The organism is Candidatus Poriferisodalis sp. (genome assembly GCF_965215815.1).
Taxonomy (GTDB): domain Bacteria; phylum Actinomycetota; class Acidimicrobiia; order Acidimicrobiales; family Poriferisodalaceae; genus Poriferisodalis.
In genome coordinates this window covers 141856-166800 of the sequence record NZ_CBDCEO010000013.1, presented here as the reverse complement: position 1 = coordinate 166800, position 24945 = coordinate 141856, and the positions used below count along the sequence as shown (strand labels likewise).

Genomic DNA, 24945 nt, shown 5'->3' with positions numbered 1-24945 from the left:
GCTCAGCCCTCGAGCCCGCCCAGCCAGTTCTCGATGTGTTCGACGACGGCACGGCGCGCGGCGATCGTGTTGGGGTCGTGGCGGGCGCCGTCGATGAAGTGGAGCGTGACCGGGCCGGCGAGAACGCTCGTGTGCTCGCGCAGCTCGTCCGGCGTCGCGAACGGATCACGCGTGCCTGAGATGAACAAGCACGGCACCGTGATCTGGCCGAAGTGAGCGTTGCGCAGACGCTCGGGTCGCTCGGGTGGATGCAACGGATAGCTCAGGAGTACGAGACCAGCTGCGGGAGCGCCGGCAGCGACTGCCATGGAGCACACACGGCCACCGAAGGATCTGCCGCCGAGCAACATGCCTGTCGGCGGCACCCCGAGTTCGGCAGCGATCTTCCGCAGATCCTCCAGCAGCTCATCGACGACCTTCTCGGCGCGGGGCGGTGCTCGCCGACCGGCCCGTCGGTATGCGAAGTCGTGTCGCCTCACCGGCATCCGATCGGCCAAGGCCGTCTCAATGTCAACGAGCGTGCGGTGGTCCGCGCCGCCGCCGGCACCCGGTGTCAGCAGCAGTCCTCGAACGTCGCTCATCTCAGTCTCATCTTGACCCGGTCGCACTGGTCGTGTCCCGACCTGTCACATCGGTGCTGGGGGCGGCACAGGGGGCCGCAGCCCGTCGGAGTCCGCAGCAGCATCGGCCGGGTGCAGTTCTTCGAGCTCGCGTCCGCTGCGTTCGACCAGCCACAGCACGGCGATGCCTGCTGCGACAAGGGGCCCGACCCACAACAGCGCGATGACCTCGCCGAAGCTGCCCCACGCGGTGCGCAGCCGGCCGGCGAGCAGCACGCCTGCGGCTGCGCCGCCGACACCCATGGCACCGGTCAGTGTCGCAGCGCGTGCCCGCACGGCGGTCGGGAACAGCTCGCCGCGGTACACCCCGAGCGACGGCAGCAATCCTGCCGACAGCATTGCGCCGACGAGGCCCAGCAACCACAGCGCCGCCCCGGACACGTTGAACATCACCACGAGGGAGCCCAGGCCTGCCACTGAAGCAACGGCCAGGATGACGCGCCGGCCCCGGGAGTCCGCCAACCTGCCCGCCGCATACACGGCGAGACCCGCAGGCGTCGCTGTGCCCAGCACGAACAGCGACACCAACGTTGCGCTGAAGCCGTGCTCGTCACGCAGGTACTCGTTGCGGAACCAGTCGATGGGCCCCAGGAACAGGCCGAATGCCAGATAGATGGCGCCGAGGAGCGCGATCGGACGCCAGTACCCGCGCAGCCTCACGCCACGGCCGCGTCGTTCGAAGCGACGGCTCTCGGGGAGCCTGCGCAGCAGCGGACGAGCGGCGAGCAGCGCGAAGAGCGGCACGCCGAACAGCAGTCGCCACGCCCACGGGGCCAGGTCGGACAGGGGTTGCAGCCAGACGACCACGCCGGCGCCCAGCGCAGCCGCCATGGCCAGCACCGACAAGCACCACGCTCGGCAGCCCGCTGGGATCTCCTCGAGCGCCATCACGAGGATCGTGGCGCCGAGCGCTGCGTTGGCGGTTCGGCCGATGAGCAAGAACGCGCCCAGCCAAGCCATGGAAGGCGCCAGCGCCGCCAGCGCCGCGCTCGAAATGCCGACGAGCATGGCGCCGGCCACGATGCGCCGCCGCCCGTAGCGATCCGCAAGCACCGACACCCCGATGGCGAGCAGCGTTCCGATGCGCACCACTGCGCCGAGCATTCCCTGGGCGGATTGATCGGCCCCGAACTCGTCCGCTGCGTAGGTGTGGAGCTCCGATGGGGCGTTGGCGAGGTAGCCGCTCAGCATCGCCGCGGCGGCGAGCATGGCCATGATGGTCGCCGAGCGTGCGGTGAGGCGTTGCGGCGGTGCCCACACCGGCTGTTTGCCGTCGCCCGTTCGCGCGGTACGCATGGCACGCCGGACAGCAACGTTGATGGCCGGTCCGAACCACGGCACCGCCAGGCGCCACTCCAGCGTCTCGGTCACCTGATGGCGCGCTGTGCCTTCCAGCTCGGTCACACGGACCGAGCGGGCATAACCCTCGAAAGGACCCTCTGCGAGATCGAAGGTACGCGTGCCGTCGACGGCGGTGCCGGGGGCCTCAAGCACGATGTCGTCTCGCGGGCGCAGCAGTTCAGCTACCTCGTCAGAGTCTGCAACGAAGGTGCGCACCTGCCGGGTCACGCTGGGGGCCTAGCACAGCTGCACCTTGAGCAGGTACATACTGCGATGGCCCCGCGGCACCGCTTCGGTGCCCGGCAGTGGTATCGGTAGGGCGATGAACGAGCCGGACTCGGGCGAGCTTGACACGATCGTGGCCCAGCGCAGCAGCGCCCTCGACGGCGAGGTCCACATCGGCGGCGCCAAGAACAGCGTGCTCAAGCTGATGGCAGCGTGCCTGCTGGCCGAAGGCCGACACGTGCTGGCCAACGTGCCCGACATTTCCGACGTGACGCTCATGTGCGAGCTGCTCGAAGCGATGGGTGTGACGGTGACGCGTGCCGATCACCGGCTGGTCATTGACGTGCCGGAGGAGATGGACACAGCGGCGCCGTACCACCTTGTCGAGCGCATGCGAGCCTCCATCGTGGTACTCGGCCCGCTGCTGGCGCGATTCGGCAAGGCCCGCGTTGCGCTGCCGGGAGGGGACGACTTCGGACCGCGCCCGATCGACATGCATCTGAGAGCGTTGGAGAGCCTCGGGGCAGTGTTCAGCACCGCCCACGGCGACATCTCGGCCACCGCGGAGGTGCTCACCGGGACAGACGTCGTGCTGGAGTATCCGTCGGTGGGCGCGACCGAGAACGTGCTGATGGCTGCAGTGCGAGCCAAGGGCCGCACGCTCATTCACAACCCGGCGCGCGAACCAGAGATCGGCGACCTCGTCAACTTCCTCAACCAGATGGGAGCCCAGGTGGGGTGGGCAGGGGATCGACTCGCAGTCGACGGGGTGGAACGCTTGGCGCCCGCCAGATCCACCGACGGCTACCGGGTGATTCCCGACCGCATTGAGGCAGCCACATTCCTTGCGGCGGTCGGTATGTGCGGTGGGTCGGTGTTCCTGCGTGACGCAGTGGCCGACCACATGGCGATGCTGATTCGCAAGCTCACCGAGATGGATGTGCACATCGTTTCCGACGCAGCGGGGGTGAGGGCGACCGCGACCGGACGGCTCTCGTCCGCGGACGTCTCCACGCTGCCGTATCCAGGCTTGGCGACCGACTACAAACCGTTCCTCGTCTCGATGCTCACGACGGCGTCTGGCGTCGGGATCGTCACCGAGAACATCTTCACCGGCCGGTTCCGCTATATCGACGAGTTGCGGCGCATGGGTGCCGACATCCGCACAGAGGGCCATCATGCCGTCGTGCGCGGCACCGAACGCCTCTCGGGCGCGCCGGTACGCGCGCATGACATCCGAGCTGGCGCGGCGCTGGTGGTGGCGGGTCTCGCAGCCGAAGGCGAGACCGAGGTGGCAGGTGCCACGCACATCGATCGTGGCTATGAGGATCTCGTCAGCAAGCTCGTCGGCATTGGCGCGACCATCACACGTCGCTAAGGCGTGCCACCTTCGGCGCGCATCGCTACCGTCGGCGCGCCGATGACAAGCTCCGGGGCTTCCCTGACTGCCGATGTGGCGAGCCTGCTTGAGGCTGCTCGCTCAGGTCACCGGCGCGCCCTGGCGCGGATCATGTCGCACGTCGAGCGCGGAGGTCCGCAGGCACGGGAGCTGGGAGCGCTGACGTTCGCCCAGTCAGGCAACGCTCACACGGTCGGCATGACGGGTGCGCCTGGAGCCGGGAAGTCCACCCTCAACTCGGCAGTGGTCGGCGTGGCACGCGAGCGCGGGGAGCGCTTGGCCGTGCTCGCCATCGATCCGTCGTCGCCGTTCAGCGGTGGGGCGATCCTCGGCGACAGGGTGCGCATGTCCGACCACACCTTCGACGAGGGCGTTTACATCCGCTCGATGGCCACCCGGGGCCACCTCGGCGGTCTCACGCTGGCGACGCCGCTCGCGGCGCGGGTGCTGGATGCGCTCGGATGGCCGTGGGTGCTCATCGAGACGGTCGGCGTGGGACAGGTCGAGACCGAGATCGTCGGCGCCGCCGATACCACGGTCGTGGTCGTGAATCCGGGTTGGGGCGATTCGGTGCAGGCCAACAAGGCGGGTCTGATGGAGATCGCCGACATCTTTGTTGTGAACAAGGCCGACCGGCCCGGCACGTCGGAAACGAGCAGGGACATCCGCCAGATGCTGGACCTCTCTGCGCCGGGTGACTGGGACCCGCCGATTCTCACCTCGGTTGGCACCACCGGCGAAGGCGCCGCCGAGCTGTGGGACGCCATCTGCGCACACCGCGATCACTGCACGGCTTCGGGGGAACTGGAGGCGCGCCGAGCGGCTCGTGTGGTGACCGAGCTCGATGAGGTCTTGCGAGCCAGTATCTCCGAGCGTGTTGCCGCGCTCACCGACGGCCCCGACGCAGAAACGCTCCGCGAGCGTCTTGCTCGGAGAGAGCTGGATCCCTACGCCGCTGCCGAAGTCCTTCTCAGCAAGGCCCGCTGAGTCGCCAGAGTCGATCTTGGGGACGCATTGGCGCTGCGGGACTCAGTCGAGTTCGCCACGGGCGAGCGCGAAAACCGCCTCGCGCTCGTTGGGGTGCAGGTTGCGGTCGAGCAGACGCAGGTCGGCCGCGGCACGCAGGCGCGAGTGAATCTCGTCGGCGCCGAATTCCTTGAGGAAGGCGCGCGCGAAGCGGGTGCGGAATGCGTTGATGACCGCACGGGCGGCGGCGTGGTTGTCGGGCGAGCCGGTGCGCAGCCGCACGTAGGTGGAGGCAGCGTCGAATCTGCAGTCGCCGGCGGCTGCGTTCGACCAGTCGATGACGATGGGGCCGCCGGGGGTGAGCTTCACGTTGTCGGGCTGCAGGTCGAGATGGACGACCGAGCTGCCGTGGGAGACCTTGACCCAATCGCCGGGCGCCGGTACCTCGCCGAGTCGCCGGTGCAGTCTCGACAAACCCTTCGCGTGTCGCAACAGCAGCCACGGCTTTGCCGCCAAGTCGTCGAGCATGGTGGGCCCGGAGAGGCGCTCCATCACCACCGAGTGATCGTCGGGCACCGAGATCACCTTGGGCGCAGGAAAGCCGTACGTCCGCACGTGGCGCATGGCTTCGGCTTCGTGGTTCAGATCTCGCCCGCGGAGGCTGACGCGAATGATGTGCGGGCCGTAGGCGCGCACTTCGGAGTCGCGTCCCATCCCGAGCAGCGGTCCAGGCTCATGGCCAGTCGGTCCTTGCTGCCGTTCGAGAATCCGGGCCCGCAGCGTGCGCAGATTCTTCCGCCACATGCGCTCGAGCACCAACGAGGCGGGCTGCCGCCCGAAGCGCGCGCCGAAGTACCACGGCAGCATGAGTTCCTCGTTCCAAGTGAAGCGCGTGCCTTCATCAATCGGCGTGAGCGTGAAGCGACCCGTGCCACGCACGGCTCCGTGGTGCTCGACGCCGAGCGTTCGCGGCGGGTCCCACTCGACGACTTCGATGCGATCCGTTGTCTGAAGCGGGCCGAGCTTGGTCACGCAGTCGAACGTCGTGCCGACACCTTCGGTCTGATCGGAGGTGAAGGTGATCGTCTCGGCGTCAACCATCCACTCCACATTGCGAGCAAGATCCGCCGCGAAATCCCAGACCTCTTGTTGCGATGCGGGAATGTCGATCTTGACCTCGATGCCCATGTCGGTGGCTGCCCTGTCGTTGCCCGTCGCAAATGCGTCGCGCCCAATGGGTCTCGTCGCCTGGCAGGGGAGCAAGGCCAGCGAGTGCGAACGCTCAGAGAGTGTGGCACCGCAATCGGCCGCTGTCATTCCGCGTCTGGCACATCCCCAGGTTCCTGCCTCGCTGCAGCCGGCGGCGAGGTGGTGTTCAGATCCGCCAGCCGTTCCGCAATCAGGACAGCCAGATCGCGGTACAACGGCGCGGCGGGCGACCGACCACGCCAAGCGAGTGCCAGCTGCCGGCTCGGGACTACGTCGCTGAACGGGCGGACAACGATTCCTGCACCCCGTCGCGCCTCGATGGGGGCGGCGCTCCTGGGCAGCAGCGTCACGCCCATGCCGGCCGCAACCATCTGGCAGATCGTCGTCAGGCTGGTACCGCCCTTGCCGACCTCACGGGCGCCAGCGTCGCGGCAGATCTCGAGCGCCTGACCACGGAGGCAGTGGCCATTCTCGAGCAGCAGCACTGTTTCTTCCGCGAGATCGCCCGATGTCACCGCAGGCCGGCGCGCCAAGCGATGCCCGGGCTCCATCGCCAGCAGGAAGGGATCTTCGAGGACCACCAGATGTTCGATGTCCTCGGACGGAATCGGCAATGCCATCAGCCCAAGATCGAGTTGCGCCGTGGTCAACACGTCGACCAGCACAAGTGTCTTCATCTCGTCGAGGTGTATCTGCACGTCCGGGTGTCGCTCGCGGACGACGGGCAGGATGCGCGCCAGCAGGTACGGCGCAGCCGTCGGTATCGCGGCGATTCTCAAGGGGCCGATGAGTTCGTCAGTGCTGGTGCGACCCCATTCGAGGAGCTCGTCGGTGTCGCGCAGGACAGCCCGCGCACGGTCTGCAAGCTCGCGACCTACAGGAGTGACGACGATGCCGCGGCCGACCCGTTCGGTGATCGAGACGCCGAGATGGCGTTCGAGCTGCCGGATCTGGGTACTCAGTGTGGGCTGTGAGACGTAGCAGGCCGCTGCCGCGCGCCCGATGTGCCCGTGCGTGTTCAGCGCCACGAGATACTCCAGCTGGCGCATCGTCGGCCGGCCGACCGCGTTGGTGTTGGGACGTGTAGCTGACGGGGGATTCACTCGACGATTCCGGTTGTCGGCGAAGGGGACGTCTGACTCACCTGTGAGGCGATGTCCATGAGGCTCCTTCCTCCAGGCTGTAGAGGTCGGTTGCGGTTGTCCCCACACGCATTGTCTCCCGGCTCCGCACGCAGGTGGTCGCGCGAACGGCCCCGAAACCATTCGTTTGTCCCTTGGTGTCGATTAGGCCGAAGCCATGAATGAGCGCTCGGAGTGGCGCAACTGGGCCAGTCGGCGGGCGGCCTTGGGCAGCACCCGTAACCTCACGATGTGACTGTCGACGGGATTCGAACAGCGGATCGCCCCGCTTATCTCGACTGTGCTGCATCAACTCCGATGCGACCGTGTGCCGTCGAGGCCATGACGCCGTTCTTTGAAACCCAGTTCGCCAATCCGTCGGGAGCTCATCGCATGGCGCGCAGGTCAAGGTTGGCGATCGACGATGCCCGCGAGATCGCGGCCTGCGCTCTCGGCTTCGACCCGCACGGCATCGTGTTCACCAGTGGTGGGACCGAGGCCGACAATCTCGCAGTGCGCGGCGTCACGGCTGCGACCCGAACGACCGCACTGTGCCCGGCGACCGAACACCACGCCGTGCTGCATCCGGTTGAAGCGGTCGGCGGACGAAAAGTGCGAGTCGATTCGGGCGGCGCGGTCGATCTCGAACATCTGGCAGCACAGCTGGCTCCTGAAGCCGGACCGCCGGTGGGATTGGTCTCGGTAATGCTCGTCAACAATGAGTCAGGCGTCATTGCCGACCTCGATGCGCTCGCCGAGGTGGTGCGTGCGCACGCCCCCGATGCGCTGCTGCACACCGATGCAGTGCAGGGCGTCAACTGGATCGACATCGCCGCAGCGGCGCGCCGCGCAGACCTGCTGTCGTTGAGCGCTCACAAGTTCGGCGGCCCCAAGGGCGTCGGCCTCTTGGCCATCCGGCCCGAGGTGCCGCTGTCGGCGCAGGTGCTCGGCGGCGGACAGGAGGCGGACCGGCGCAGCGGCACGCACAACACCGCTGGAATCGCCGCGCTCGGCGCAGCGCTTGGGGAGCTGACCCAGACGCGCGACGCCGACATCTGCCGGATAGGCACGCTCGCAGATCGGCTGGCTGACGGGCTGCTCACAGCAATCGACGGATGCGCCGAGACCGTCGCAAGGTCGTGCCGCGCCGCGGGCATCTGCCAGTTGCTCCTCGAAGGCATCGAGACCGAGGCGTTGCTGGTGCTGCTCGATCGATATGACGTGATGGCCTCCGCAGCGGCCTCCTGTGCATCGGGTGCCATGGAGCCCAGCCATGTGCTTGGGGCCATGGGCGTTGACCGCCAAGCCGCAGCTGGCTCGCTGCGCCTGTCGCTGGGCTGGTGCACCGAACCGTGGGAGATCGAGCGGGCCATCGAATCGATTCCACGCTGCGTGGAGCAGCTGCGATGACACAGCTGCATGGAGCAGCGACCAAGACACAGCTGCATGGAGCAGCGACGACGAGCAAGGTGCTCGTCGCCATGTCGGGCGGCGTCGACAGCTCCGTCGCTGCCGCGCTGTGCCTGCGCGAGGGCCATGAGGTGGTCGGCGTCACGCTGAAGCTGTGGGGAGGGCCCCAGGATCAAGGCTGCTGCGCGGTGTCAGACGTGGACGATGCCCGCAGGGTGTGCCAGCAGTTGGGCATAGACCACTTCGTCTTCAACTACGCAGCCGAATTCGAGCGCGACGTCGTCGAAACGTACGTGGATGCACACCGCCGAGGTCTCACTCCGAACCCGTGTATCGCCTGCAACCGGCATGTCAAGTTCGATGTCCTGTTGGACCGAGCCCGCCGCTTGGGCTTCGACCGCTTGGTCACCGGACATCACGTCCGCATCAGCTCCAGAAGGGGCGGGTTGGCGCTGCAGCGCGGTACCGACAGCGCGAAAGACCAGTCCTACGTGCTCTACATGCTCTCGGCGTCAGATCTGGCGGAGGTGTGGTTCCCCGTCGGCGACTACCGCAAGGACGAGCTGCGGGCAATTGCATCCGAACTTGGACTGCGCACGGCCCGAAAGGCCGAAAGCCAGGACGTCTGCTTCATCACCGAAACCGCGGGCAGGGAACGCTTCCTCGCTGAACGCATCGACCTGCACCCTGCGGAGCTGGTCGACACGTCGGGCCGGCGCATCGGCACCGCTCCGGCGGTGGAGTTGGTCACGGTCGGCCAGCGCAAGGGTCTCGATCTCGGCGGCGCGGCCCAGCGTCGATACGCCATCGAAGTGGACATCGGAACCCGTCGTGTCACCGTCGGCGGGGTCGATGAGCTGGCAGCACGGGGCGTTCAGCTGGTCGACCATCACTGGGCCAACATGTCCGTTGCCGGCGACGTACTCGCCCAGACCAGCGCGCACGGCCACGCGCTGCCGGCGCGCCTCGATGCTGAGGGTCAGTTGCACTGGATCGAACCTCAGCGCCGCGTCGCTGCCGGTCAAGCTGTCGTCTTCTACGAAGGTGACGAGGTGATCGGCGGTGCGACCGCCGCCGGACATCTCACATGAGGCGCGCGAGATCGAAGGGCAATCCCAACGGCAACGATCCGCCCGTTCCCTGGGCGTTACGCAAGGGCGTCTCGACGGCCATCACGCTTGGCGTGCTCGTTGCCGCGACGGGCGTCGTGCTCGCGGTGTGGCTGAGTCGCGGAGGCGAGTCTGCTCCGCCATATCCGAGCGGCCTGCAGACAGTGACGCCGGTGCCCGGCGCTCAAGTGCCACGCCAGAGCCCGATCGGTGCTCGTCTCGACCCCGGCTGGAGGCCGACACTCGTCATCAACGGGACGACCATTCCCGCCGGACAGCTCGACGCCGGCACGACCCAACTCGGCGAGTACTTCTTTGCTCCAGGGACTGGCAAGGTCATCGAGAAGCTGCGCAGCGGGCAGACGTGCGCTCGTGTGACCGCAACTCCGACGATCGACATCGAAGCGGCTGACTTCAGCTTCGAGTGGTGCTTCATGACGTTCTGATCTCGATGCCGGGGCCACAAATCGGCGAACAAGATCGTCACAAAACGTATATTTAAAACTCCACAATGCGTACAATGCAGTGTGAGCGATAGGGAAGCCGCGGAGGTTGTGCCGGTGGAAGACACGTCCAGGCCAAATCTCGTCCCCTACGGCTACCGGCCGAGGATCGTCGATCTCGAAGTCGAACGTGGCCTTCAGTCTGCAGGGTTCCTCGTGCTGGAGGGACCGCGCGGCTGTGGCAAGACCTGGACGGGACTGCGTCACGCCCGCAGCGCCATCCGCCTCGACACTGATCTCGACGCGCGCGCTCTCGGCAGCATCGACCCTTCGACGCTGCTGGGCGGCGAGGCGCCCCGGTTGCTCGACGAATGGCAGGTGGTGCCTGGGCTGTGGAACCACGTGCGCCACGCCGTTGACGCCACGGCCGAATTCGGGTGCTTCATCTTGGCAGGGTCGGCCCGGCCCGCCGACGACGCCACCCGCCACACCGGTGCAGGACGAGTGCGCCGGATCCGAATGAGGCCGATGTCGCTGTTCGAGTCAGGGGATTCCACGGGTGAGGTGTCTCTGGGAGGACTTCTCAGCGGCCAACCGGCGAGCGCAAGCCGACCCGATTCGGGACTCGCAGAAGTCACGCAAATACTGTGCCGGGGTGGATGGCCCGGTCAGGTGGAGCTGCCGTTGCCGGAAATTCAGCGCAACCTGCGCGGCTATCTCTCCGAAGCTGCCCGATCCGATGTACGACTCCTCGATGACGCTGCCATCCGAAATCCCGCCGGTGTGGAGCGACTGCTCCATTCACTGGCACGAAATGTCGCGACCGAAGCCAGCATGAGCACATTGGGCGCGGATGCGGAACCGGAGTCACTTCACCGCCACACCGTTCGTGCGTATCTGGAAGCACTGCGACGCGTCTTCGTCGTCGAAGAACAGCCCGCGTGGTCGGTTCGCCTGCGTTCTCGAGCACCGCTGCGCAAGTCGGCCAAGTGGCATCTGGCCGATCCCTCGCTGGCGGCTGCCGCACTCGGCGCCAATGCTGAGCGCCTCATTAGTGACATGTCCACGCTCGGCCTGCTGTTCGAGTCGCTCGTGGTGAGGGATCTGCGAGTGCTCGCTCAGCCCCACGACGGACGCGTCTCTCACCTGCGCGACGCGGCGGGCACCGAAGCCGACGCCATCGTCGAATTGCCCGACGGGCGATGGCTCGCGGCAGAAATCAAGCTCGGCGGCAGCGACGCGATCGAAGCAGCGGCCCAGTCGCTGCAACGCGTACGCGACAACGTTGCCGCTGACCGTGCCGGGCAGTTGGTCGGCATGGTGGTCATCACCGCCCTCGGCTTCGCCTACACCCGCCGCGATGGCGTCCGAGTCACCCCCGTCACCGCCCTCGGGCCCTAGCCCCCAAGTAGGTGCCACCGGCTGGGGGGTGTGGGTGCCTAGCCGGTTAAGAGTTCCCCGGTCTCGAGCAGGGTTCGCAGGCCGTTGTCGTCAAGGATCGGCACGCCGAGGTCGGCGGCCTTGTCGAGCTTGGTCTGTCCGGCGCGCGCTCCTGCCACCAGAGCGAACGTGCTCTTGTTGACGCTGCCTGGGGCCTTGCCTCCTCGTGCTGTGATCGCGGCCTTGGCTTCGTCGCGGCTGAGATGCCAGCCATCGAGATTGCCCGTCACCACGACTGACTTGCCTGCAAGCACCTGTGGCGCATCCAGCTCGCCGTCGACTCGGTCGAAACGCACCCCTGCTTGGTCCAGCCGTTCGACGAGCGCAGCGTTGCCCTTATCGGCAAAGAAACTGGTGACGCTTGCGGCAATGGTCGGGCCAATGCCATCGATGGCTGCGAGTTCCTCATCGTTCGCGGCCATGATCCTTCGAAGTGAGCCGAATCGCCGTGCCAGCAGTTCCGATGCCGTCGGACCGAGGTGCTCGATGCCGAGACCGATGAGCAATCGAGCCAGTGGCGCATCACGAGCAGCCTCGATCTCGACAAGAAGACTGTTGGCGGATTTTTCGGCGAATCCCTCGAGCCCGACAAGTTGATCGATGATCAGCCCAAAGAGGTCTGCTGGGCCAGCGATGAGTCCTCGTTCGTAGAACGTCACGATCGTTCGCTCGCCGAGGCCCTCGATGTCGAGCGCGCCGCGGCCGACGAAGTGACCGATGCCCTGGATCACTCGGTCTCGGCATGTGCGGTTCCGGCAGTAGGTGTTGGCATCACCCTCGTTGCGTTCCAGCTTGCTGCCACACGAAGGACACTCGACGGGGAAGCGCCAGGGCTCGGAGTCTGAGGGGCGTTCGGCGAGCACTGGGCCGACCACTTCGGGGATGACGTCGCCGGCCTTGCGCACGACGACCGTGTCGCGCGGGCGGACGTCCTTGGCGGCGACCTGGTCTTCGTTGTGCAGTGTGGCCATCGCGACCGTGGACCCGCCGACGAACACGGGCTCCATCTGCGCGAAGGGCGTGGCACGGCCCGTTCGCCCGATCGAGACCATGATCTTGCGCAGCTTGGTCGTGCGTTCCTCGGGCGGGAACTTGTACGCGATAGCCCAGCGCGGGGCGCGGCTGGTGGAACCGAGCTGCGAGCGAATCGCCAGATCGGCCACCTTCACGACTACACCGTCAATCTCGTAGGAGGGCTTGTGCCGGTCGCGCTCCCATGTCGCGCAGAAGTCCTCGACTTCAGCGAGCGTGCCGAAGGTGCGGATCTCGGGATTCACCGGCATGCCGAGCTTGCCCAGGTAGTCGAAGACCTCGCCGGCGCTGTCGAGGTCAGGGCCGCCGACCAGCTCGCCGACGTCGTAGCTCCAGAACGACAGGCCCCGCGTCGCGACAATCGAGGGATCCTTCTGGCGCAGGCTGCCCGCTGCTGTGTTCCGAGCGTTTGCGTAGTCGGGATGGCGGCGCTGCACATCGACCGGACTGAGCTTGGCCAGCGACTCAAGCTTCCGCCGCTCAGTCGCCGGTATGTCATCGGTGGTGCTTGCAAGCCGTTTCCTTGCGCCTTGTGCGGCCTCGTTGAGGGCGTGGCGCGCCTTGGCTTGTGACTCGTTCAACTCGCGGAATCTGTCCAGCGGCAGGAAGATCTCGCCGCGCACCTCAATGACCTCCGGCATCGGCGATGCCGCGCTCAGTTCCCGAGGGATGTTTGCGATGGTCACGACGTTCGCGGTGACATCCTCTCCGACGCGCCCGTTTCCCCGCGTCGCTGCCTGGACAAGTCGTCCCTGCTCGTACCGAAGCGAAACGGCCAGCCCGTCGAACTTGAGCTCGCAGATCAGCTCCGTTTCGGGCACGCCCGGGTCATCCCCGTTTCCGCCGCCGTCGGGGTCCGCGTCGCCGTCGAACAGTGTCGGCTGCGCCGCGGCGAGCCCGCGCATGACACGTCCGTGCCACGCCCGTAGCTCATCGGGGTCCATGGCGTTGTCCAGCGACATCATCGGCCTGGCGTGAACGGCTTCGCTGAAGAGTGCCGACAGTTCCGCGCCGACACGCTGGCTGGGCGAGTTCGGATCTGCGAAGTCGGGATAGCGCAATTCGAGTTCGATGAGTTCGCGCTTGCGAGCGTCGTACTCCCCATCGGGCACCGACGGCGCATCGTCTCGGTGGTACTCGACGTCGTAGCGGCTGAGCAGTCTTTCTAAGTGCCGCATGCGGTTCAGATCGCCCTCCTCTGCGGAGCTGAGAACCGCTTCATGGCACTCGCCTCTTGAATCGTTGTCGTCGGTGGGCATCGCACTGCCGAGAATACTGAGGGGCTGCAACTATCTCGGCAGCAGCAAGGCGGGGGTTTGCGGCGTCCAGCGGCGAGACTTCGCCCGTGGGAGCAACGCTTCGCGCACACCCGACCCTGTGGTTGCTGCGGCTGCTGTGGTTGGTGATGCCCTGGAGCGCGGGCGCAGCAGCAGCGGACGCGCTCGGTGCCTGCTCCCAGACGTCGGCGCGGATCCTGAGTGCCGAACTGTGGGCTGCATGGGCACTGGTGCTGACGGCGACATTCGTGCGCCGGCCGTGGGCCCTCACCGTCGTTCGCATCGCGACGCCGGCATCCGTCGGCTTGGCGATCGGTTCGGTCGTGGCCGCGGCGGCATGGGACGCCAACCTTCCAGCGCAGCGTGCAGCGACGGCGATCGTCGGGGCGGTCGTCACGACGGCGATAGCGCTGCTTCCAGAGACAGGCAATTCCTTCGTGGACGGGCTCAGCTATGGCAATGAGCGACGGATGCTGTTGCGCACCCCGTTCCTGCTGGCAGTCGCTCCCATCCCGATCGTGTGGGTGGCTGTTGTCGCCGGGATAACGGCGCCGTTGGTGCTGTGGGCCATCGAGCAGTGGATCTGGGCTGCCGTTGCCACGGTCACGGGGTTCACCTCCGCAGTGCTGGGCTTTCGATCTCTGCATCAACTATCTCGTCGCTGGGTCGTGTTCGTACCCAACGGATTCGTCCTGCACGATCGCATGGCGACGCGCGAGCCGTTCCTGCTGCGCCGTGCCAATATCGCGTCGCTCGGTCTCGCGCCCGCCGACATCGATCTTGGGGCGGACGACCTGGCCGACATCAGCGGCAACGCGCTCGGCCCGGTGCTGCTCGTCACCTTGGACGGTCAGGTGGAGGTGGTGCCGCGCACGACAGGCACGGCACAGGTGATGGCGGTTTCCCGGGTGCTGTTCAGCCCAACCCGTCCGGGCGAAATGCTGTCCGAAGCCGCCCGCCGACGAATTCCCCGCTGAATCGATGCTCATCGATCCCTGATTCGCCGCTGATCCATCATCGGTCAGCCACGCATTCGTGGCCGATTACTCGTTGCCGACGCACCGGTACCCTGCGGCCTGCGATGGGAGAAGCGACGCCCGCGATCAGCACGGACCAGGTGGCGCATGTGGCGCGGCTCGCGCGCATCGAGCTCACTCCGGCCGAGATCGAGCACTACACGGGCCACCTTGGGCGCGTCCTGGACCACGCTCGCGAGCTGGAAGATCTTGACCTCGCGGAGGTGCCGCCGCTGGCGCACCCGTACCCCCTCCGCAATGTCTTTCGCGACGACATCGTCGGTCCGTCAATGGACCGGGACGAAGTTCTGAACCAGGCGCCCGCATCATCTGACGGACAGTTCGAAGTGCCGCCCGTGCTCGGCGGGGAATCCTGAGCCGGTCATGACCCACAGGGCGACCGTCCGATGAGCACAGCGAGCGCGATTGCGCAGGACGTACGTACGGGCAACCGCCGCGCTGCCGATGTGCTGGAGACATTCCTCAGCCGAATCGAGGCCCACGACGGCGACGTTCACGCGTTCAACACGGTGACCGCCGACCACGCCCGTGCGGCCGCGTCGGCAGTGGACGCCGCCGTGGACGCAGGTCGCGACCCGGGTCCGCTGGCAGGCGTCCCCGTCGCTTTCAAGGACAACTTGTGCACCCGCGGCGTGCCGACCACGTGCTCATCTCGAATGCTCGAGACATGGTCGCCTCCCTACGACGCCACGGTGGTGCAGGCGATGACGGCCGCCGGTGCGGTGATGGTCGGCAAGACCAATCTGGACGAGTTCGCGATGGGCAGTTCCACCGAGAACTCGGCGTTCGGCCCCACACGCAACCCCTACGACTTGGGCCGGGTGCCCGGCGGCTCCAGCGGAGGCTCGGCTGCTGCTGTTGCCGCTGGTTTCGCGCCGCTGGCGCTCGGGTCTGACACCGGCGGCTCCATCCGGCAACCCGCTGCGCTGTGCGGCATCGTGGGCATCAAGCCGACGTATGGCCGGGTGAGCCGTTACGGGCTCGTTGCATTCGCGAGCTCGTTTGACCAGATCGGCCCGTTCGCAACCGACGTCGCCGATGCGGCGCTCACCCTCGGGGTCATCAGCGGCCACGATCGGGCCGACAGCACATCGATCCCCACTGCCGTGCCCGACTACGCCGCCGCGCTGAGCCGGGGCGTCGAAGGACTGAGGGTGGGCATTGTGAGCGAGCTGACCGGGGCGGGTGGCAGTGCGGGCGGCGCGCTGGACGGGATCGAAGCGGACGTCACTGAACGGGTGATCGAGGCGGCCGATGCGCTTGCGGCCGCTGGTGCGACCGTGGGCCGGGTCTCGGTGCCTGCGGTCACGTACGGACTCACCGCGTACTACCTCATCGCGCCCGCGGAGGCCTCGAGCAACTTGGCCCGCTATGACGGAACCCGCTACGGGCTGCGCATCGATGGCGCTGACGTCGAAGAGATGAATCGCCTCACCCGCCGGGCCGGCTTCGGCGACGAAGTCAAGGCACGCATCATGCTGGGGACCTTCGCTCTCAGCGCCGGCTATTACGACGCCTACTACGGCAAGGCTCAGCGAGTCCGCATGCTCACGAGGCGGGATTTCGACGCCGCCTACGCCGACTACGACGTGCTGCTCTCGCCTACCTCGCCATGCGTGGCGTTTCGCTTTGGCGAGCGCTCCGATCCCATGACGATGTACCGCTGCGACACCTGCACCATCCCGTCCAATCTCTCAGGCGACCCGGCCATGTCGGTGCCGTTCGGAACAGGCGCCGAGGATCTGCCGGTGGGCGTGCAGGTGATGGCACCGGCCTTGGGCGAGGAAACGATGCTGACGGTGGCTGCAGCACTCGAGCGCGCTGCGCCGCAGCTGTCAGCACCGCGGTTGACCGCAGGCACCCCCTCGAGGGGCGCGTGATGCCGGCCGCTCATCAGGACCCCGCACGGGCGACGCCGACAGACTGGGAGATCGTTGTCGGGCTCGAGGTCCATGTCGAGCTGGCGACCGATACGAAGCTGTTCTCCGCGGCGCCCAGCCGTTTCGGCGACGAGCCGAACACCAACGTCACGCCGGTCTGCTTGGGCCTGCCCGGCTCACTGCCCGTGCTGAACCGCCGCGCCGTCGAACTGGCCATGGCGGTGGGTCTCGCGCTCAACTGCGAGATACGGCCGTCGGTGTTCCACCGCAAGAACTACTTCTACCCCGACATGCCGAAGGACTACCAGGTCAGCCAGTACGACCAGCCGATCTGCTCGGAGGGCTGGCTGGATGTGCCCGGCGGGAACCGGGTGGGCATCGAGCGGGCGCATCTGGAAGAAGACGCTGGCAAGACGACGCACTTGGGGGGTGCAGATGGTCGCATCCACGGGGCGGTCGGCGCGCTCGTGGACTACAACCGGGCAGGCACACCGCTGCTGGAGATCGTCTCACGACCTGACATCGGATCGGCCGCTGAGGCCAGCGCCTATGTCGAGGAATTGAGGGCGATCCTGCTGGCGCTCGGCGCGTCCGACGCTCGGCTCGAAGAAGGCTCCATGCGCGTCGACGCGAACATCAGCGTGCGGCCCGCCGGCTCGGACGAACTGCGCACTCGCTGCGAGGTCAAGAACCTCAATTCGTTGCGGTCGCTGCGCAACGCCATCGACCACGAGGCCCGGCGGCATATCGGGCTCTATGAAGCGGGCGAGTTGCCGATTCAGGAGACCCGGCACTGGTCCACCGACGGCCGCACCCACCCGCTGAGATCCAAAGAAGAGGCCGACGACTACCGCTACTTCCCCGAACCCGACTTGGTGCCGCTCGCGCCCGAGCCCGACTGGATTGAGCGGGTGCGCTCTGCGATGCCAGCACTGCCTGCCTCCCACCGCGAGCGCCTCGGTGCACTGGGTGCCGACCCCGACGACGCGCAGGTCATCGTGAGCCGCGGCATGGCCACGCTGGTGCTGGGAGCAGTCGAAGCCGGCGCTGATGCGGCCCGCACCGTCACGCACGCCGTGCAGAACTTGGCGCTCGAGGGGGCCGAGCTGCTCGACGTCACGCAGCTGGCGTCGCTTGTCGCAATGGAAACGTCAGGCCAGCTCACAGCAACGCAGGCGAAGACCGTGCTCGGGATCATGTGCGAACGGGCACCTGGAGCCGGGGCCGAACCGGGTGCGATTGCAGCAGAGTTGGGCTTCGAAGCCATGGACTCCGGAGAACTCGAGGCCCTGGTGGACCAGGCCATCGCCGAGAACCCTGAGGCCTGGGAGAAGTTCTGCGCCGGCGGGTCCAAGGTGGCCGGCGTCTTCGTGGGCTCGGTGATGAAAGCGACCCGCGGCCAAGCTGACGGCAAGGCCGTCAACCAGCTGCTTGCCCAGCGCCGCGAGGCCTGACTGAGGCTGGTGAGTCGCGGTCCATCGGGTCGCCCACGGCGGTCGTATCCTCGGGCGCAGTCTTGGCGATCTAGGTCTCGGCGACCTGAGGACACATATGGCCGACATCGAAACCGACGTCATTGCCGCGGCAGACCAGATGCCAAGCGGTGCCGAATTCGTTCGCTGCGCGTTGCAAGTGAACCCGCACCACTACGGCGGTAGCTACCGCAGTTCTCCTAACGATGGCGACGCGGCAAGCTACGCGGCGAAGCTGATTGAGACGGCCCGCAAGCTCAAGATCGGCGTGCTCGCGATAACCGACCACAACAGTGTTCGGGATGTATCCGCATTTCGAGCGGCTGCAATCGGTTCGGACGTAACGGTGCTGCCAGGTTTCGAGATCGAGTCGACTGACGGCATTCATGTTCTCTGTATCTATGACGCTGACACTGACACTGCGCAACTCGAACGCTTTCTCGGCGAGTTTGGAATCCGCAAGCCTGAACCATCGCCAGAGCCATGCAGCAGAGATTTTTCGGCAATCCTGTCCACAGTTCCTAGTCAGGGCGGAATCGCCATCGCGGCGCACGCCATTGGCTCTAAGGGACTGTTCCAAGCACTCCAGAAGAACGCTCGGGCGCTGGCGTGGCGGAACGAGCATTTGCTTGCGATTCAGATTCCCTCGTCGATTGAGGATCTCCACGAGGGGACTCGCTCGATTGTCCGCAACCAGGTGCCTGAGTACGCGCGCGCCTACATGGCGGGAAAGCGACAAGCGCTCGCCGTGGTCAACGCCACAGATGTCGCCCAAGTTGACGACTTGGGCGATGCGAGCACGACCACCCTGATCAAGTTTTCTGGCCGGCCCAGTGTCGAAGGCCTACGTCAGGCCTTTCTCGACCCAGATTCGCGGATCCGGCTCAACACGGATGAACAACCCGACGAACACTCGGAGCTAGTTGCGATCGCATGGGAAGGCGGCGGATTCCTGGACGGCGGCGCGATTCACTTCAACCCGAATCTCAACGTTCTCATCGGTGGTCGCGGCACCGGCAAGTCCACGGTCATCGAGAGCATCCGCTACGTCTTGGATCTCGAACCAGCGGGCGACGAAGCACGTAGTGCACATCGCGACATCGTGCGCCACGTTCTCCAGAGTGGCACCAAGGTCACGATGTCGGTGCGCTCGTTGCAACCCGCCGAGCGCAGTTACCGAATCGAACGGACGGTGCCCAATCCGCCCGTTGTTCGCGATGAATTCGGTCAAGTCTCGAGCCTCCGGCCATGTGATGTGCTGCCTCGAGTTGAAGTCTTCGGGCAGCATGAGATATCCGAACTCACCCGCAGCGGCCCCAAGCGCACTCGTCTCCTGCACCGGTTCGTGCGCTCCGACACCGACCTTGAGGCTCGCAAGACAAGCATTAGGCGAGGCCTGCGGACCACCCGCCAGTCGCTCTTGGAGGCTGATGCAGAACTTGCCTCGATCGACGAGCGCCTCGCGGAACTTCCCCAGCTCGAAGAGACGCTAGAACGATTTCAGGAAGCCGGTCTCGAAGAACGTTTGCGGGACCAGAGCCTATTGGTCCGAGAGTCCCGCATTATTGATTCCATTCCGGAGCGGCTGCAGCCAGTACGCGAAGCCGTGTCGACTCTGCGCCAGGACCTTCCTCTCGACCGCACCTTCCTGTCGACACGTGCACTGTCGGACTTGCCCGGTGGTCCGATCCTCGACAGGGCAAACGCGGTGCTGCAGGAATTGAGCGACTCACTTGAAGCAGCAGTGCGGGACATCGAGCGCGCCTTGGAGCGAGTAAACCAGCACATTGACGCAATCACCGTGGACTGGTCGGATCACAAATCGGTGGTTGACGCGCAATACGAGGCGATATTGCGCGACCTGCAAAAGTCAGCTGTAGATGGGGAGGAGTTCATTCGGTTGCGGCGCAGCATCGAGAATTTGCGCCCCCTCGAAGAACGACGGGTAGCGCTCATGAAGCTGTGTACCGAAGAACGTCAGCGTCGGCGGAATCTGCTTGACGAGTGGGAGGGCTTGAAGGCAGCACAGTTCCGCGAATTAGTGCGCGCTGCAAAACGAGTAAACAAGAAGCTTCGGGGTTACGTACGGGTTGAGGTCAGCGCTGCGGGTGAGCGGACGCCCTTGACGGACTTGCTTAGGGAGGAGATCCGCGGCCGACTGGATGTAGCGATCCGGCAACTCGAATCCGCCGAAGACTTGTCGCTTACGGACCTCGTGACCCGCTGTCGAAGGGGTTCTGCCGAGTTGGCGAAGCACTACGGCCTCACGAAGACCCAGGCTGCGAGCCTTTCCGGTGCCGGCGAGAGCACGTTCATGAAGATTGAGGAGCTAGAGCTGCCGCCAACGACCGACCTGCTCTTGAACACATCCAGTGACAAGGGCGACGAAGCTTGGCAATCTCTAAAGCAACTCTCGAAAGGCCAGAAAGCCACGGCCGTGCTGTTGCTGTTACTCCTTGAATCTGACGCGCCGTTGATCATTGACCAACCCGAAGATGACCTCGACAATCGCTTCATCAGCGAAGTGATCGTCGAGAAGATGCGCGAAAACAAACGGCGACGCCAGTTCGTTTTTTCTACGCACAACGCGAACATCCCAGTGCTCGGCGACGCAGAACTCATTCTGGGCCTGGATGCGACAGGCGAAGCCGGTGATGCAGATGACCTAGGCAAGGCCTTCATCAGTACCGATCACATGGGGTCGATTGACACCCCGTCCGTTCGGTCGCTGGTGGAGGAGATCTTAGAAGGCGGCAAGGATGCCTTCGAGCGTCGACGTCGCAAGTACGGTTTCTGAGGCACTAGGTGAATCGAACTGACCTGCTCGAAGTGCTCGCGGGCGGCGAGAGTTCACGTGTCGAGTTCAAACGCGACGATGTGCAGCCGGGCCGGCTCGCAGCCGAGATCGCAGCGCTGCTCAACCACGAAGGCGGGTTCGTTCTGCTCGGTGTCGAAGACGACGGCAACGTCTCAGGCATGACTCGGTCAGCGAAACAGGCCGAGGAGTGGTTAATGCAGCTGGCTCGTGATCATCTTCAACCCCCGGTCGTCCCGACGTGGGAAATCGTCGAGCCCGAAGACGGTGTTGCCGTCGGCGTTGTGACCGTGCCCGCCACAGCGCCGGATAAGCCGTACAAAGTCAAGCAAGGATCTCACTGGGTCACCAAGGTCCGGGTCGGGACGACGACGCGTGACGCCACGCGCGAAGAAGAACAACGGCTATACCAGCAGTCGGGCGGACTGCGATATGGCCTCAAGCCGGTGCCCGGCACCAGCGTTGCGGATCTGGATGAACGTCGTTTGAGGGACTACTTCGCCCGCATCCGCCTCGACAAAGACACGCCGAGCGCGGGTTCAAATTCGTGGCGCAGGCTGCTACGCAACTTGGAGCTTGCGACGGAAGCGGACGCGGAGACGTACGCCACCGTCGATGGGATGCTGCTGTTCGGTTCCAACACTGGGCGATTCCTGCCACAGTGCGGAATTCGAGCTGTCTGCTTCGTGGGCAGCGAACCCGACTATGCAACGCGAGCAGATGAGAGCATCAAGGGTGCTTTGGTGCCCCTGTGCTCGGGGGATGGCTCGTTGATCGAGACGGGTGTGGTGGAGCGGGCACTCGACTTCGTACGCCGCAATACAGACGTGACGGCTTTGCTTGAAGACGGTCGTCGTAGCGAACAACGGGACTACCCCGAGAGGGCGGTTCGCGAGATTGTGGTCAACGCACTTGTGCATCGTGACTACAGCATTCTCGGCACTGATGTGCTGCTGTCGATCTTCGATGATCGACTCGAGGTCCAGAGTCCAGGCAACTTGCCGAACACCGTCGATGTCGAGGGCATCCGCGCCGGCGTGCGCTACGCGCGCAACCAGGTAGTGATGAGCATCATGCGTGACTACGGCTACGTAGAGGGCCTCGGAATGGGCATTCGCCGTCAGGTCATACCAGCCATGAGCGCACACAACGGGACTGAGCCCGAACTCGTGGAGGAAGAGCATCGCTTTACGGTGCGTCTTTGGAAGTAGCAGGCGCTGCGTTCAGGAGTCGCCAGTGCGGAGCCAGGCGTCGCCTCGGAAGTGAATCCACTGGGGCGCAACACGCAGGCACATGAACAGGACCAACGCGGCCCACAGCCAGCCGATTCCCAGGTCCAGCAAGCGCACAGTCCCGCCGACAATTGCGAAGCCCGCCGCGGCGCCAGCCATTGCCCGTGCCAAGAAGCCCAAGTCGCCGGCGCCGATGAAGATGCCGTCGAAGGCGAAGGCGGCGGCATTGACCGGCTGCATGGCAGCCACGAACAGCAGCACGAAGCCGCCGAGAGAGACCACTTCGGGATCGGTGCTGAAGATTCCCGCGAGCGGGATGCGCAGCAATACGAGCGCTGCCCCGAAGATAAAGCTGAGCTGGAGGCTCATTCCGATCATCCGCACGCTGGCGGCGCGTGCCACGTCGGGCCGACTGGCGCCAAGCTCCTTGGCCACCATGGCTTGACCCGCAATCGCGACCGCATCAAGGGCGAGGGCGAGCAACGACCAGATCTCCGCACCGATTTGGTGGGAGGCCAGCTCCGTGGTGCCGATGCGCGAGGCGAACACTGCCGCCAGCACGAACGAGCCCCGGAGCGCGCTCGTGCGCACGAACATCTGCAGGCCAACGCGGGCATAGCGGCGCGCGGCGGCCGCGACCAGCCGCAACGAAGCGCCTGCGGCCCGTGTTCGGCGGTGAACGGCGACAACGAACACGATCGCCGCTCCCCACTGCGCAACAACCGTCGACCAGGCCGAGCCGGCAACTCCCATGTCGAGTTCGAACACCAGCACGAGCTCGATCAGCAGGTTCGCGAGAGCCGACGCCACGGCAACGATGAGCGGCGTGACCGTGTCCTGCGCGCCTCGCAGGTAACCGGTGGCGGCCATGGCGGCCAGCAACGCGGTGAAGCCGATCAGGCTGATTCGCAGGTAGGTGAGTGCCAGATCGGTGACCTCGGGCGTCGGATCGAACAGACTCACGAGCCAGTCGGATCCCGCCCACATGGCCAGGCTGACGGCGATGCCGAAGCCGACCGACAGCCACATGCCAGCGATGCCCTGCTCGGCTGCCCGCTGCGGCGAACCGGCGCCGACCATCCGACCGACCAGCCCCGTTGTGCCGTAGGCCAAGAAGATCAGCGCCGCATGGGCGCTGAGCAAGATGGCCGATGCAATGGCCAGCCCTGCCAGCTCGGGAGTGCCAAGCCTGCCCACGATGGCGGTGTCGGTGACCACATAGAGCGGCTCGGCAATCAGTGCGCCGAACGCTGGCACGGCCAGCAGCAGGATCTCGCGGTCATAGACCGTGCGGCGCAACACAGCTATGCCCCGGTTGCAATCGATGTTTCCGGCATCATCTGGCCAAAGAATCGGCGGTGAGTCGCCACACGCCAGTTTCCATGTCGATGGCGTACAGCTCGCCGGTTCCGTCGACGGCGAATCCGACCGGTCGCGGCGTGCTCACGCCTAGATGCCAGACCTCGTCGGGCTGGGCGCCGGGTTGCACTGCCACCGCGTAGACATCGCCCCCGCACAGATCCGCAAACACGTAGCGACCCGTCAGCCACTCCAGCTGGCTGCCGCGGTAGACGTGTCCCCCGATCACCGCGCACAGGCCGCGTCCGTGCCGGTACTCGAAGTCCGGTGCCCGGTGGTTGCTGAGCTCATCGCCCACAAAGCGCCGAGTGCCCTCGTAGGCGTTCCAGCCCAAGTTGGCGCCGCCCTCGTCGGGTGCGAGCACGTTGACCTCTTCGATGCACTGCTGGCCCACGTCCGAGACCCACAACGTGCCGGTCGCCTCGTCGAACGACATGCGGTACGGGTTGCGCGCGCCGTAGACCCAGATGTGCGGATCGCTGCCGGGCTCAAGGTCCGGGTTGCCCGCCGCGGGCACCAGGCGCCAGTCGTCAGAATCAGTGCTGCCGCCGGTATCGAGGGCGAATCGCAGCACGGCCCCCAGCGGAGTGGCGAGGTTCTGGCCGTGATGACGAGGGTCGCCGAGGCCGCCGCCGTCACCGAACGACGCATACAGCAGCCCGTCCGGACCGAACAGCAGATCGCCGCCATTGTGCTGTGCATTGGTTTGACTCACCTGCAGCACATCGGTGTAGTCGCCATGCAACGCCGTGCGGTCAGCGGTCGGCGTGAGCACGGTGAGCACACTGGAACCGTGCCGGTCGGTGCGGTTGATCCACAGCCGACCGTGTGGCCCCAGTGTCATGCCTACCAAGCCCTGATCGTGCTCGGCCGCCGTGTTCGACGAGAAGTCGGCCACGGGCTCCGCGCTCAAGATCGCACCGAATCCGGAGCCCTCCTGTACCGCCAGGTTGGGTGCAAATCGCCAGATGCGGCCCCTGCGGTCGCCGACAAAGCCACCGCCGGCGCTCCTGGTACCTGAGTCTCCAGCGTCCGATGTCGCCCCATCGAAGACCATCACGGTTGCCTCGACGAGGTCGATGTACGGCGAGACCGTCACGACACGCCCGGCGGCCGCCTCGCTGAGCGGGATGGCCCCGAGCTCGGGCAGACCCACCGGGCAGGGCGTATTGGACGCCAGGTACTCGGGGGTCTGCGTCAGCGGCAGCGTGGTGGCAGGCACGGTTGCCTGGGCGCCCGTGCCGTCGCCGGGACTGCCGACGGCAGGGCCAGTGCCCTCATCAAGCCCGATGTCCGAGCAACCCGCCGCTATCGCCCCAGCAACAATGGCCACGGTGCAGGCAGCGACGCTGAACAGCCGTCCGCCCTGCACCCGGCCAATGTACGCCCACCCAGCGGCATGCCGGCCTGATTTCGGTCGTGCGTGTGCCCGAATCAAGTTGTGGCTGCGGGGCAGGCACGACAGAATGGGTCGATGCGCTCACCAGCACACCAGTTCGGCTGCCCTGCCGAGCCCGCGACGCGCAATGAGGTCGTAGGGGTACTTACCTAGGCGAGC

General features: G+C 66.0%; 19 protein-coding genes. 12 read left to right on the top strand and 7 right to left on the bottom strand.

What is annotated here, in order from left to right; genetic code table 11:
- Positions 1–2: 2 nt before the first annotated feature.
- Entirely contained in the window at positions 3–581 is a 579-nt protein-coding gene (locus ACOOHB_RS10730; protein WP_420444838.1) for an alpha/beta family hydrolase, read from the bottom strand.
- 45 nt (positions 582–626) lie between these two features.
- A complete protein-coding gene (locus ACOOHB_RS10725; RefSeq protein WP_420444837.1) occupies positions 627–2189 on the bottom strand; it encodes an MFS transporter in 1563 nt (520 codons plus the stop codon).
- Between the two features lie 94 nt (positions 2190–2283).
- Here ACOOHB_RS10725 and murA point away from each other — a divergent pair, with 94 nt between their 5' ends.
- Together murA and meaB are read left to right on the top strand one after the other, a co-directional pair.
- Entirely contained in the window at positions 2284–3564 is a 1281-nt protein-coding gene (murA, locus tag ACOOHB_RS10720) for a UDP-N-acetylglucosamine 1-carboxyvinyltransferase (RefSeq protein ID WP_420444836.1), read from the top strand.
- A gap of 42 nt (positions 3565–3606) precedes the next feature.
- Positions 3607–4572, top strand: coding sequence for a methylmalonyl Co-A mutase-associated GTPase MeaB (gene meaB / locus ACOOHB_RS10715; RefSeq protein ID WP_420444835.1), 966 nt, complete (start codon positions 3607–3609; stop codon positions 4570–4572).
- Positions 4573–4614: 42 nt separating this feature from the next.
- On the opposite strand, the gene ACOOHB_RS10710 is transcribed toward meaB, so the two are convergent.
- On the bottom strand, positions 4615–5739 hold the full coding sequence (locus ACOOHB_RS10710) for an SRPBCC family protein (protein WP_420444834.1): 1125 nt from the start codon (positions 5737–5739) through the stop codon (positions 4615–4617).
- A gap of 125 nt (positions 5740–5864) precedes the next feature.
- Positions 5865–6863 (bottom strand): LysR substrate-binding domain-containing protein, encoded by a 999-nt coding sequence (locus tag ACOOHB_RS10705; protein ID WP_420444833.1) that lies wholly within the window; start codon positions 6861–6863, stop codon positions 5865–5867.
- Positions 6864–7133: 270 nt separating this feature from the next.
- Here ACOOHB_RS10705 and ACOOHB_RS10700 point away from each other — a divergent pair, with 270 nt between their 5' ends.
- The 4 genes from ACOOHB_RS10700 to ACOOHB_RS10685 all read left to right on the top strand — a co-directional run bounded on the left by ACOOHB_RS10700 (position 7134) and on the right by ACOOHB_RS10685 (position 11244).
- Positions 7134–8291, top strand: coding sequence for a cysteine desulfurase family protein (locus tag ACOOHB_RS10700; RefSeq protein WP_420444832.1), 1158 nt, complete (start codon positions 7134–7136; stop codon positions 8289–8291).
- Positions 8288–9382 (top strand): tRNA 2-thiouridine(34) synthase MnmA, encoded by a 1095-nt coding sequence (gene mnmA / locus ACOOHB_RS10695; protein ID WP_420444831.1) that lies wholly within the window; start codon positions 8288–8290, stop codon positions 9380–9382. Before ACOOHB_RS10700 ends, mnmA begins: the two co-directional genes overlap by 4 nt.
- Positions 9379–9846 (top strand): hypothetical protein, encoded by a 468-nt coding sequence (locus ACOOHB_RS10690; RefSeq protein WP_420444830.1) that lies wholly within the window; start codon positions 9379–9381, stop codon positions 9844–9846. The genes mnmA and ACOOHB_RS10690 overlap by 4 nt, the downstream gene beginning before the upstream one ends.
- Before the next feature lie 81 nt (positions 9847–9927).
- Positions 9928–11244: an ATP-binding protein gene (locus ACOOHB_RS10685; protein WP_420444829.1), complete on the top strand. Its 1317-nt coding sequence runs from the start codon at positions 9928–9930 to the stop codon at positions 11242–11244.
- Positions 11245–11282: 38 nt separating this feature from the next.
- Here ACOOHB_RS10685 and ligA read toward each other — a convergent pair whose 3' ends face one another.
- On the bottom strand, positions 11283–13574 hold the full coding sequence (gene ligA, locus ACOOHB_RS10680) for an NAD-dependent DNA ligase LigA (protein WP_420444828.1): 2292 nt from the start codon (positions 13572–13574) through the stop codon (positions 11283–11285).
- 86 nt (positions 13575–13660) lie between these two features.
- Here ligA and ACOOHB_RS10675 point away from each other — a divergent pair, with 86 nt between their 5' ends.
- From ACOOHB_RS10675 to ACOOHB_RS10650, 6 genes are all read left to right on the top strand, one after another.
- Positions 13661–14569: a hypothetical protein gene (locus ACOOHB_RS10675; protein WP_420444827.1), complete on the top strand. Its 909-nt coding sequence runs from the start codon at positions 13661–13663 to the stop codon at positions 14567–14569.
- A 104-nt stretch (positions 14570–14673) separates the two neighbouring features.
- Entirely contained in the window at positions 14674–14985 is a 312-nt protein-coding gene (gatC, locus tag ACOOHB_RS10670; protein ID WP_420444826.1) for an Asp-tRNA(Asn)/Glu-tRNA(Gln) amidotransferase subunit GatC, read from the top strand.
- 30 nt (positions 14986–15015) lie between these two features.
- Positions 15016–16509, top strand: coding sequence for an Asp-tRNA(Asn)/Glu-tRNA(Gln) amidotransferase subunit GatA (gene gatA / locus ACOOHB_RS10665; RefSeq protein WP_420444825.1), 1494 nt, complete (start codon positions 15016–15018; stop codon positions 16507–16509).
- Positions 16509–17963, top strand: a complete 1455-nt coding sequence (gene gatB, locus ACOOHB_RS10660; protein ID WP_420444824.1) for an Asp-tRNA(Asn)/Glu-tRNA(Gln) amidotransferase subunit GatB — start codon at positions 16509–16511, stop codon at positions 17961–17963. The genes gatA and gatB overlap by 1 nt, the downstream gene beginning before the upstream one ends.
- Before the next feature lie 97 nt (positions 17964–18060).
- On the top strand, positions 18061–20778 hold the full coding sequence (locus ACOOHB_RS10655; RefSeq protein ID WP_420444823.1) for a TrlF family AAA-like ATPase: 2718 nt from the start codon (positions 18061–18063) through the stop codon (positions 20776–20778).
- An 8-nt stretch (positions 20779–20786) separates the two neighbouring features.
- Complete coding sequence (locus tag ACOOHB_RS10650; protein ID WP_420444822.1) at positions 20787–22007, top strand: ATP-binding protein; 1221 nt, start codon at positions 20787–20789, stop codon at positions 22005–22007.
- Between the two features lie 12 nt (positions 22008–22019).
- On the opposite strand, the gene ACOOHB_RS10645 is transcribed toward ACOOHB_RS10650, so the two are convergent.
- Positions 22020–23330 (bottom strand): MATE family efflux transporter, encoded by a 1311-nt coding sequence (locus ACOOHB_RS10645; protein WP_420444821.1) that lies wholly within the window; start codon positions 23328–23330, stop codon positions 22020–22022.
- Between the two features lie 34 nt (positions 23331–23364).
- Positions 23365–24759 (bottom strand): PQQ-dependent sugar dehydrogenase, encoded by a 1395-nt coding sequence (locus ACOOHB_RS10640; protein ID WP_420444820.1) that lies wholly within the window; start codon positions 24757–24759, stop codon positions 23365–23367.
- Positions 24760–24945: the final 186 nt, after the last annotated feature.